The organism is Cytobacillus sp. NJ13, from assembly GCA_030348385.1.
In the GTDB taxonomy this organism is placed as follows: domain Bacteria; phylum Bacillota; class Bacilli; order Bacillales; family Cytobacillaceae; genus Cytobacillus.
Genome location: JAUCFP010000006.1, coordinates 2,696,172 through 2,707,726, shown reverse-complemented (window position 1 = coordinate 2,707,726; position 11,555 = coordinate 2,696,172). Strand labels below are relative to the sequence as shown.

Sequence of the window (11,555 nt, the reverse complement as noted above, 5' to 3'; positions counted from 1 at the left end):
AAATTGAAAAGGGGGTTATTATTTTTATGAAAAAAATAGACATAGCATGTGCTCTGAATAATCTATCTATTGGCTTAACCAAATACTAGGAGGTGGAATTAATGCAAGGGAAAACTAAGAAACAGCCATCTTTCTTAGCGGCAATTCTTTTGTTAGCAGTTATTATGTTTATCATGGTATACGGAATTATGATAGCAGGCTTTAAAACAGAATTTGTATTAATTTCTGCAGGTACAATAGTAACATTATTTGCTATTTTACATGGTGAGCGATGGGAGAACATCATGGAAATTATGTCGCAAAAAATCAAGACTGCGGTGCTTGCTATTCTGATTTTATATAGTATTGGATTGATAATTGGTACTTGGATGATATCTGGAACAATCCCTTATTTTATTTATTTCGGATTAGAAATAATAAATCCGCAATATCTATATATTTTAGCTTTTTTAGCAACAGCGGTGGTTTCAACTTGTACAGGTACCTCCTTTGGCTCTGCAGGAACAATCGGAGTTGCTATTATGGGGATTGCTGGTGCTATGGATGTTAATCTTGCAATAACAGCAGGAGCTGTTATATCAGGGGCTTATTTTGGGGACAAGCTTTCACCATTATCTGATACAACTAATATGAGTTCATTAATTGCTGAAGTTGATTTATATCAGCATATCAAACATTTAATGTTTACGTCAGTCCCTTCCATGCTAACAGCAGCTCTTGTATTTTTTCTTGTTGGTTTAAATATAGATGCAACAGAAATAATGGATGCAAATGTATCTGGCGTTTCATCAACAATTGAACAAATATTTAACTGGAATCCTATCTTATTTTTGCCGGCTATCATTATTATTGCTGGCTCAGTTATGAAGAAACCGACAGTAGTCGTTCTTTTTTTATCGTCATTCACAGCAATGTTAATAGCGTTATTTGTGCAGCAAGTATCTTTTCCGCTTGTTATACAGGCAGCAATTGAGGGATTTAATGTGGAGATGATGTTATCTGCACTGCCGAATTTAGAAATAAGCTCTGATCTGCAAACGTTATTAAACAGGGGCGGCATATACAGCATGCACGGAACTATATTGTTTGTTTTTTGCGCATTTTTCTTTGCATCAGCCTTAGAAGCATCCCAAGTATTTAATGTCGTTTTCTCACGGGTTTTTTCCTATATTAAAACAGCCACTAACACGATACTAGTATCATTGATTTCAGGATTAGCAATCATTTTAGCAACAGGCAATAGCTATATCACTTTTTTTCTAATGAAAGAAATATTCTCTGAACAATATCGTAAACAATCACTTCATCAGCTGAATTTATCCCGAAGTATGGAAGATGGAGGAATGATTCCGGAAGCACTAGTACCATGGACCCTGGCAGGAGTTTACATGGCTACTACACTCGGAGTAAGTGTAATAGATTATGCACCATGGGCGCTGTTTAATATGCTGGGCATTGTATTCTCAGCTATTTTAGCCATTATTGGCCCTTATACTAATTGGTTTGGGATTAAAAGAGAGAATATCAGCCAGGAGAATAATTCAAAACATTTTCCTGAAAAGAGAATTACAGGGTGAAGCATTTGGGTTTTGAGAATCCAAAAATGAAAATGAAATCTTATTTTTAGAATTAGCTAAAGAATAACTGTTGGAGGTACAGGTATGGAGATAAGTGTTAAAAATCAATATCAGCCTAATTGGGAGTCATTAGATTCCAGGGTTATTCCAGAGTGGTTCCAAAATGCCAAATTTGGTATATTTGTCCACTGGGGTGTCTACTCTGTTCCTTCATGGAGAAAATTAAGTGACGAACGGTTTGGATCTTATGCAGAATGGTATTATGCCTCTGTTTACGGTGAATATAAAAATAATAACGATGATTTTCATGAAAGAATCTATGGGAAAGATTTTAAGTATCGAGAATTTGCAGCTAAGTTTACTGCTGAATTATTTGATGCTGATTTTTGGGCTAAAACATTTAAAAATGCCGGTGCCAAATACGTTGTGTTAACAGCAAAACACCATGATGGGTACTGCTTATGGCCTACCCAAAATAAACATAAAAAAAATTGGCGTGTCACAGATGTTGGCCCCAATATTGATATTCTAGGCAATTTAACGGACGCTGTCAGAAAACAAGGAATGAAAATGGGTCTGTACTATTCAATTATAGATTGGGAAACTAACTGGAGCCATAGAACTGAATCAGGCTATTTTGTTCCAGAATACGATCATCAAAATTATGGTATAGATGAAGAAAATTATCCAGACGAAATTCTCATTCCTCAACTTAAAGAATTGGTACAGAAATATAGTCCTTCACTGATCTTTTCAGATGGAGGAGAATGGGATTTAGACGAAAATGCGGCACAAACAAAAGAATTTTTAGCATGGCTGTACAATGAAGCCCCGAATAAAAATGAAGTGGTAGTGAACGACAGGTTCTGTGCTGGGATGCCAGGAAAACATGGTGATTATTTCTCCAGTGAGTATCATGATGTTTCAGATATTGTTCAAGATCATGTGTGGGAGGAAAGCAGGGGGATTGGCGGATCCTATGGATTTAATCGAGCAGAAAATCTAGAAAACTATTCCACTTCCGAACAGCTTATTCATGAATTAACAAGCATCGTAGCGCGTGGCGGCAATCTATTATTGAATGTCGGTCCAACTTGGGATGGAAGGATTCCTATTATACAGCAGCAAAGGTTAAAAGATATTGGTGATTGGCTAAATGTAAACGGCGAGTCCATTTTTGAAACAAGACCTTACCATGGAATTAGTCATGCTGTAAATAAGTTTACAACGAATGGTAGAAGTATATACTGCATTATGGATAGCTGGCCAAATGAAAAAGAAATATTCACCTTATCTAAAGGGTTAGATATTGATTCAATTCATATATTAGGAATGGATTTAAATCTGGATTATCAAATTGAAGACAATAAACTACTTATTAAAACACCACTAATTCATCCAAGTAAATTACCTGGCCAATATTCTTATGTATTCAAGATTAAGCTTAATGAAGTATAATTTTACCTTTATTGTCTGAAAATTTTTATTTAATAATTAAACTCTTGTTCTTTATTTTATAATCTCTCAAAAGACTTGCTGGATTCCAGCGGTCTTTTTTATGTTTAGTTTTAATTTGATGCTCACTGGTCTTATGAGAGAAGGAGTGAAAGCGGACAGACAGCCCTAGCCTGAAAGACTTAAATAAATTGTGCTAGAATAAATAACGTGACCATTATTCCAATAAAGAGGGATTTTATGTATAGAATCATGATGATAGAAGACGATGAAAAAATTAGGCGGATTGTCGCTGATACGCTGAAAAAATGGCAATATGATGTGGTGGAGGTAACCCAATTTGACCAGGTGCTGGCGGAATTCGAGCAGACAAGTCCACACCTCATTTTATTAGATATCAATCTTCCCGTTTTTGATGGATACTACTGGTGCCAGCAAATACGCTCTGTTTCAAAAGTGCCGATCATTTTCCTTTCCTCCAGAAATCAGAATATGGATATTATAATGGCCATTAATATGGGCGGGGATGATTTTATCCAGAAGCCCTTTGATTTGGATATCCTTCTCGCGAAAATCAGTGCACTCATCCGCAGGAAGTATACATATCAGGAAGAGGAGAATATCCGTTTTATCCATCGCGGCCTGAAATTAAATGTAACCAATTCAACGATTGAATTTAATGGGCAAAGCAATGAGCTAAGCCGGAATGAATTCATCCTTTTGCAATTGATGATGCGGAATATCGGAAAAATCGTCTCGAGGGATGACTTAATGCAGGCACTATGGAATGAGGAACAGTTTGTCGATGATAATACACTTACCGTGAATGTGAATCGGATGCGCAGGAAAATTGCAGCAATTGGACTAGAGGACTTCATTGTCACTCGGAAAGGGTTAGGGTATTTAATTGAATGAACTTCCTTAGCTTTTTATCCTATGAAAAACCTTATATAGTCCTCTATCTGACCAGTTTCCTGATTTCAGCGGCAATCTTTTTTACTGATATCAATGGCAGCCTGGCGTGGGGGACATTCCTTTATGCCTTCGCCCTATCTTCGATTGTATTAATCGGGTTTTTAGTATATCGGTACCAGCAAAATATGCGAGTGATCCGGCAATTGGAAGGGGAGGATTATGACAGCCTGTCTCTGGAAGGAGAATTCGCTAAAACACACATCGATGAGCTGAAGCGTGAACATATCCGTGAAATGAATCGGATTCAGGACAGGCAGAAGGAACATTACGATTTTATCGTCTCCTGGTTCCACGAAATAAAAACACCGATTGCCGTTCTTCGCCTGCTGCAGCAAACCGATATGGACGCTGGAAGCTTAAGAGAAGAAGTTACGAAAATTGAAAATTATGTTGATCAAGCACTCTATTACGCTAAACTAGACAGCTTTAATCAGGATTACGATATCCAGAAATGTGATATTATCAAGATTCTTAAGGATATTGTAAAGTCCCACTCAAAAACCTTTATTTCAAAAAATATCCGCATTCACATACAGGCAGATCATTTGGAGGTCCAAAGTGATCCTAAATGGCTCCAGTTCATCGTCAATCAGCTTCTGACAAACAGTTTGAAGTATACAGAACCTGGTGGAGAAATCACCATTTCCATATTGGAAGCCCCACAAGAAAAGCAGCTCTTGATTCGGGATAATGGGATTGGCATCAGCCAGAAAGATCTTCCGAGAGTATTTAATCGCGGTTTTACCGGAGAAACGGGGCGATTGTATTCGAAGTCGACCGGAATGGGTTTATATTTAGCCCAGCAGCTAAGCAACAAGTTAGGGCATTACATTAGCTGTACGTCGATTGTGAGAGAGTACACCCACTTTATCGTTCACTTCCCGCTCGATAGCGATCCGTTTTTAATCATGCAAAAAACACACGATGAGTAAAATAACTCATCGTGTGTTTTTTTCGCTGACAATTTTGTAGTAAATAGATACAGATGAAACGTAAAAGATTAGATACGTTAACACATATAACCCCATGACAGAAAAAATAATCGTCGTTAAAGAAGGCAAATCTTTTATGACCAGGATGACTGTGTAATATAAAAGAAACCAGCTGTGCAGCAGCCCCAGCAGGAGCGGCGGCAAAAATACGAACAGCAATTGTTTTCGGATAATCTTTTTCATTTCTTTGTCGTCCACACCGATTTTCCGCAGAATGGCGTAGTGTTCCCGCTCTTCTGTAGCTTCGCGCAGCTGTTTAAAGTATATGACACTCCCTAATGCAAACAATGCAATAACGGCAAAAAAGGCAACGGAGAACAGGATTAAAGAAGACGACTCCGTATCAACGGAATACATATCAATATAGGCCGAATAATAGGCCCCTTCTGTTTTCATAACGAGGTCGTATACTTCTCGTGATACATCATTAGATGTTTTGGGATCTTCGATTTGATAAATTTCAAATGAAGAAAGGGTGTGATGTTCCCTTAAGTTCTCAAAAGCTTCGTCTGAAATAATGAGTACAGAAGGCTGGGGCTTTGTATTTCCGCCAGGGCTCGTTGGGATGCTCAACAGCGGGTATCGTATTTTTTCGACTACATGAAATGTATTGTCTTCCAAAACGGTCATTTCAGGCTGAGAACTTTTATATTTTGTTGGTTTATCTATTCCTCTTGATAAAATAATGGATTCTTCACCTTTTAAATCTGCTTTTTCACCCGTTTTACGCAATTCGACAATTGCATTTAATTGGGATTCCGGAAAAAGGTAAAACTCTTCCGTGTAATATTCGGGATGGCTAAAAAAAGCATCTCTATTTTGGATTTTTTCTGTTTGGATTCCTGTAATGGTTTCATGATCAATGATTGGATGAGAGTCATTCATCAGCTGTTCAATTTGTCTTTGGGTTTCTTGATCCTGGGACGAAAAGGCAATATGGTTTGGAAATTCTTTTTTCACAACCTCGCCTTTAACAGCGTAATCTACAGCAATAAATCCAACTGTAAAGATGACAATCGCACTAATCAGTGAATTGAATGTAAAATTGACTGTATTTCCTCGAATGGAAAAACGGAGAGAGGAAATCCATAGCATTTTATTGCCGTTAAAATAATTTTTACTTTGGCTCATTTTTTGCAATATCCACCCGGAAAACTGGCGGAAAAATAAATACGTCCCAGCAATCAATGCCACTGTGACAGCTGTTAATGTTTCATTAAAATGTTCTTTCCAGATGTCTGTATCCCCTATGGTAATCATGTAGTAGGACCCGGCAATCAATAGAATGGACAATAACGCCAAGCCAAAAGAAAATGTGAGCGGTTTATCCATCTTTTCCTTTGCATGAAACAATTCTACCAGCTGGACACGCCGGACATTCAAATAACTTTGTATTGTAATGATGATGAGTAATAATGCGAATAACAGAATCGTTGAAATGATAGCTTCCAATGGAAAAGCAAAAGAAATGTCCTCATTGTAGCGCATTAAGTTCATTAATACCGCACCGAAAAACTTTGATAGCAATCCGCCGATTAATATACCGCTGAAAACCGAAATGGCGCTTAAGAATAATGTTTCAAAGAAGACCATTGACGCAACTTGTCTTTCCTTCATTCCGTAAAGTAAATACATGCCGAATTCTTTTTTTCGCTGCTTCATGAAAAAGGAGTTCGCGTATAAAATAAAGAAGACAATAAACAAAAAGACAATCACCGAAGCAAGGGAAATAACCATTTTGTAGTTTTCTTTATTTTGAATGGCGGCGACTACATCTTTGTTAAACATTAAACCAGAAAAGGTAAAGTAAATGACAACCCCGACAAACATGGAAATGAAATAAATGGTATACAGCCGGAAGTTCCGCTTCATGTTCCTCCATGATAAATCTATTAAATTCATCGCCGGTCACTTCCTATTGCACTTTGGATCGTAAGGATGCGGTCAAAGAATTCCTTTTCCGTTTGCTCGCCTTTAAACATTTCATTGACGATTTTTCCGTCGCGGAGAAAAACTACGCGCTGACAGTAGCTTGCTGCATACGGATCATGGGTAATCATCAGAACAGTTGTGTTGAATGTTTCATTGAGCAGCTGAATTTGTTCCAGCAGCTGGGTAGCAGATCTGGAATCGAGTGCACCCGTTGGTTCATCAGCAAATACAATTGCAGGGTTAGTAATAATTGCCCGTGCGGCAGCTGTGCGCTGTTTCTGACCGCCGGAAATTTCAGATGGATATTGATGTAAGATGGATTCAATATTTAAGGCATCAATCAATTTTGCTAACCGCATTTCCATTTCTGCAGCAGGTGTTTTTTGCAGCGAGAGCGGGAGCAGGATATTCTCCTTCACCGTTAAGGTATCCAGTAAGTTATAGTCTTGAAAAATAAATCCCATTCTTTTTTGACGGAACTCCCGCAGGGCTTTCTTTTTCATTTCTAAAAGGGAATTTCCCTCAATCCAAACATTCCCCCCGCTAAAGGCATCAATGGTTGATAGGGTATTCATTAACGTCGTTTTTCCAGAGCCGGAGGGACCCATAATAGCAGTCAGTTCCCCTCGTTCAACAGTCAAATCAATATTTTTTAAGACCTGTGTTTTTCCATACGATTTCGATAAGTTTTTGGTTTGTATCATTTTAGTCATGGTTTCGACCTCCTTCACTAACATACTATATCGGCTGTTTTGCCCGCGAACCATCGATGTAACAGAATGTAAAGTGACACTTTTGTCATGTTAAAGGCAGAATCGGCATGATTGCATTCAGTTAAAATGCAGACAATCCCATTGAAGGTAAAAAAACAAGCAGTACGCATTGACGTGGCTGCTTGTTTTTGATCTTTGAGTTGTATATGCATCTTTTTGAGATACAGTTTCTCCGCGTGACTTTGACTGTGTACCGTTCCTTTTTTAAAGTGGATTCCTTTCTTTCCTCATAAAACGAAAATGCCAGCGCATATAAAGGCAGGCTCCAATATAATAGATGGCTGACCACCATACTTGCCAGCCCTTATATACTACGTAGCCAAAGTAACTGGATAGGACTTCATAGCATACAGAAAAACCGGCCCAAACCAAAAGGTAAAGCAAAAATTTCTTCCTGGCTTTAGGCATGAAGTTTACATATAGGATTCCGAATGTTGCTGGCAAGGTGATTTCAATTAACAAATCAAATAGCTGGGGACCTGGATCCATTAAGTCGTACAGGTCTAAAACATGGCCAAAAATTAAATCTGCAAGAAGCACATTTAAAGTGACAGCCAGCCAGGTTGTGTAAAGCTCCTGCCGGGTTAATTTTAATGGAATAATGAAAAGCAATATGGAGTTGATAGCAAGCGTTGTAATTGTAAAGAAATAGACCATTGATATTCTCCGGGTTTCTATTGATTTATTTCTTATCTATCTTGCCCTCTTTTAGAAATTTATCTGCTTATTTGGCGGTGAAGTGAGTTTCTATTAAAAGGAGATCATTTACGGTAATGAATCCTATTTACATTTAGACTGGAACCTAAAGATAAGTTCATCCAATATCTGACTGTTTTTTATAGTCTCAGGATGCTCTAATCCTTTCTTTATTCCAGTTTCAATAAGTGTTTTTCTAAAAAGTTGAATCTTTTTTCTAAGTTCACTGCAAAAATGACACATTTATTTACTCCTTTAAATAATTAAAGTCCAGGAACTATTATTGCAAATAAAGGAAAAGTATTGAACAAATTCGACAAAACTAGTCTCAAAATGACAAAAAAATTATGTATATAAGGCAGAGAGTGTTTTGGAAGGTTTGAACTCCCACTAAATGCAAATAATATCTAAAAAACTTTCCGGAGTGGAAAATGATCTTACAAATTGCCTCAGTTGTTCTGTTTAATTTTATTATATATAAGACCATTAAGGGGATATCAGCCAATAAAATTGTCCATATTTGGGTTTTTACTATTGCATTCCAATTATTCTTTGATATTTTTATCGATCTGAAGTACAAAGGATACTGGTACTTTACACAAGGAATAGACTGGATAGCATTTCCTGCTTACACAATCTTAATCCCGCCAATAAATTTGATGTTTATCAATTGGTATCCTTTTAATGGTTCTTTCATGAAAAAGGTAGGTTACTTTCTTATTTGGGAAATCTTCCTCCTGAGCTATGAAGCTGTTGCCATGCTGCCTCATCCATTCGGTTTCTTTCATTATGGATGGTGGAGTATATGGCATTCTGCCATTGTTAATCCGATTTTATTAACCATACTAATAGGGTATTACAAATGGATTAGTGTATTAGAAAAGAAAGCTTGTATCTAAAGAGGGCTGCTGAGGCAGCTCTTTTTTTAAAGAATTAATAAATTCTGAAGTTAGGTAACTGTCTAGCCCCAGGCGCCATCGGCTCTCGGGTCTAAGCGTGTCTAGTTTCGGCTCCTAGGGACTCGAGGTCATAAGCCGTTCCCTTCCAGAAGGAAAAACCACCTTCTTACAGGGACCGTCTTATGCTTGTCGTCCCTGGACAGTCGCCTCAACATTTCTATCAATCCGGCCAAAAGGTTAAAGAACAACCTTTAAGCCGGCTTGTCTTATGCTTGAGGCCCGCAGGACAAGGAAGGCTTCGTCAGCATAAACATCGCACGACCGAAAGCGACAGCTTTTGGGAGGATGCGGGTCATGCAGACGTTGCCACAGGACGTGGCGGTTTTAGTCTGCGTTCCTTTATAGGCGGGCGCCTTCCGCTTTTCTTTCCTGTTCTCCGTATGGCATAATTTTCTAAGACAAAGGAGTGAGAGGATGCAGAAAGTATTCATTATTGAGGATGATCCGAAAATCGCGGAGCACCTGCAGTCACACTTAGTGAAGTATGGCTATGATGCTGCGGCTGCGGAACAGTTCGATGATGTGATGGGGGAATTTCATAAGCATAAACCGGATCTTGTGCTCCTGGATATTAATCTTCCGAGCTTTGATGGCTATTACTGGTGCAGGCAAATCCGGAAGGAGTCGATTTGTCCAGTTATATTCATTTCTGCGCGGGTAGGGGAGATGGACCAGGTGATGGCGCTTGAGAATGGCGGCGATGATTTCATCACCAAGCCGTTTCATCCGGAAATTGTGATGGCGAAGATCCGCAGCCAGCTTCGCAGGGCTTACGGGGAATATGCCACGCAGGCCCAGGAACGAGTTCTGGAGGCAGAGGGATTGAAGCTGTTTCCGGAAAGGCTGGAATTGTGTTTCCGTGATAAAAGCGTTCAACTGTCCAAAAAAGAAGCGGATATTATTGAGAATCTACTGGAGCGGCACCCGCGTGTGGCCGGACGTGAAGACTTGCTGGAAAAGCTTTGGGATGAACAGGTCTATGTGGATGAAAATACGCTGAATGTGAATATGGCGAGGGTAAGAAAAAAATTTGAGGCAATCGGGCTTTCAGGAGCGGTCGAAACAGTGAGAGGCGCAGGCTACCGCTTGATCGTTACCTGGTGAAAGGCTGGAGAAACATGAAATTATTCCTTAAAGAGCATGCGTTACTGATCATTGTACAGATCGTTCAATTTTTTATGATTCTAGCCATCTATTGGCTGGATGGCTATCGTCATCTTTTGCCGGCCCTCTATGGCATCTTTCTCGGCCTATTCTTTCTCACGGCCTACCTGGCATACCACTATTTAAGCCGCCGCAAGTTTTATAAGAGGCTGACGGAGGAACTTGCTTCCCTTGACGATTCCTTTCAAACAACAGAAAACTCACCGATTTCACAGGCGCTTGATCATCTGCTGAAGGATCAATACAGGCATTATCAGACGAGAATCAAAGAGCTGGAATCCAGGCAGGAGGAGCATCTGAAGTTTATGGACCAATGGGTCCATCAGATGAAAACCCCGCTTTCTGTCATTGAACTGATTGCGCAAAACTTGGATGAACCTGACTCCTCCAGTATTCGGGAAGAGACGGACCGGATGAAAACGGGCTTGAACACCATCCTCTATATGGCGAGACTTCGGACGATCGAACAGGATTTTCATATCAAGCCTGTACACTTGTCCAAAATCATTCATGAAGTAAATGGCGAAAACAAACGGTTTTATATCCGGAACGGGGTGTATCCGAATCTCCTGCAGGAGAAGAAGGACATGATCGTGGAGACAGATGAGAAATGGCTGTTCTTTATGCTTTCTCAGCTGATCAATAATGCGGTCAAGTATTCCAGAGGGAAGAGCAATCGAATTGATATTGCCATCTTTGAAAAAAACGGAGAAGCTGTCTTAGAAGTGAAGGACTTTGGCGCCGGGATTCCAGAGGCGGACAAGCGCCGTGTGTTTGAACCTTTTTATACGGGTGAAAATGGACGGAAATTCAGAGAATCCACAGGTATGGGGCTATACTTGACGAAGGAGGCAGCCGATCATCTTGGCCATCGCATTGAACTGGAATCCAAGATGGGGGAAGGGTCTCTTTTCCGGCTGGTTTTTGGAAAAACACAGAACCTTACAGCCTTGTAAGGTAAGTGAAAGAAAAATCGATTTTTTGAAATGAGTATAGAAGATATACTGATCACAAGTCAACTGAATGTGAAAG

General features: G+C 39.3%; 11 protein-coding genes. 7 read left to right on the top strand and 4 right to left on the bottom strand.

Translation table 11 applies throughout. The features are described 5' to 3' along the window. Window positions 1–101: 101 nt before the first annotated feature. The 4 genes from nhaC to QUF73_13250 all read left to right on the top strand — a co-directional run bounded on the left by nhaC (window position 102) and on the right by QUF73_13250 (window position 4,939). Window positions 102–1,577 carry a Na+/H+ antiporter NhaC gene (gene nhaC / locus QUF73_13265; GenBank protein MDM5227176.1) on the top strand — a complete coding sequence of 492 codons (1,476 nt, stop codon included), beginning with the start codon at window positions 102–104 and terminating at the stop codon, window positions 1,575–1,577. Between the two features lie 84 nt (window positions 1,578–1,661). Continuing rightward, a complete protein-coding gene (locus QUF73_13260; protein MDM5227175.1) occupies window positions 1,662–3,035 on the top strand; it encodes an alpha-L-fucosidase in 1,374 nt (457 codons plus the stop codon). Window positions 3,036–3,272: 237 nt separating this feature from the next. After that, a complete protein-coding gene (locus tag QUF73_13255) occupies window positions 3,273–3,947 on the top strand; it encodes a response regulator transcription factor (protein MDM5227174.1) in 675 nt (224 codons plus the stop codon). Next, window positions 3,944–4,939 carry a sensor histidine kinase gene (locus tag QUF73_13250; GenBank protein MDM5227173.1) on the top strand — a complete coding sequence of 332 codons (996 nt, stop codon included), beginning with the start codon at window positions 3,944–3,946 and terminating at the stop codon, window positions 4,937–4,939. The genes QUF73_13255 and QUF73_13250 overlap by 4 nt, the downstream gene beginning before the upstream one ends. A 6-nt stretch (window positions 4,940–4,945) precedes the next feature. On the opposite strand, the gene QUF73_13245 is transcribed toward QUF73_13250, so the two are convergent. The 4 genes from QUF73_13245 to QUF73_13230 form a co-directional block, all read right to left on the bottom strand. Beyond that, on the bottom strand, window positions 4,946–6,901 hold the full coding sequence (locus tag QUF73_13245) for an ABC transporter permease (GenBank protein ID MDM5227172.1): 1,956 nt from the start codon (window positions 6,899–6,901) through the stop codon (window positions 4,946–4,948). After that, window positions 6,898–7,644 (bottom strand): ABC transporter ATP-binding protein, encoded by a 747-nt coding sequence (locus QUF73_13240; protein MDM5227171.1) that lies wholly within the window; start codon window positions 7,642–7,644, stop codon window positions 6,898–6,900. The genes QUF73_13245 and QUF73_13240 overlap by 4 nt, the downstream gene beginning before the upstream one ends. Before the next feature lie 264 nt (window positions 7,645–7,908). Next, entirely contained in the window at window positions 7,909–8,361 is a 453-nt protein-coding gene (locus tag QUF73_13235) for a hypothetical protein (GenBank protein MDM5227170.1), read from the bottom strand. A gap of 123 nt (window positions 8,362–8,484) precedes the next feature. Further along, window positions 8,485–8,643 carry an aspartyl-phosphate phosphatase Spo0E family protein gene (locus tag QUF73_13230; protein MDM5227169.1) on the bottom strand — a complete coding sequence of 53 codons (159 nt, stop codon included), beginning with the start codon at window positions 8,641–8,643 and terminating at the stop codon, window positions 8,485–8,487. A 188-nt stretch (window positions 8,644–8,831) separates the two neighbouring features. On the opposite strand from QUF73_13230, the gene QUF73_13225 reads away from it, so the two are divergent. From QUF73_13225 to QUF73_13215, 3 genes are all read left to right on the top strand, one after another. After that, on the top strand, window positions 8,832–9,299 hold the full coding sequence (locus tag QUF73_13225; GenBank protein MDM5227168.1) for a hypothetical protein: 468 nt from the start codon (window positions 8,832–8,834) through the stop codon (window positions 9,297–9,299). A 474-nt stretch (window positions 9,300–9,773) separates the two neighbouring features. Further along, complete coding sequence (locus QUF73_13220; GenBank protein ID MDM5227167.1) at window positions 9,774–10,463, top strand: response regulator transcription factor; 690 nt, start codon at window positions 9,774–9,776, stop codon at window positions 10,461–10,463. Between the two features lie 14 nt (window positions 10,464–10,477). Next, window positions 10,478–11,479 carry a sensor histidine kinase gene (locus QUF73_13215; protein MDM5227166.1) on the top strand — a complete coding sequence of 334 codons (1,002 nt, stop codon included), beginning with the start codon at window positions 10,478–10,480 and terminating at the stop codon, window positions 11,477–11,479. The last annotated feature ends 76 nt before the right edge of the window (window positions 11,480–11,555 follow it).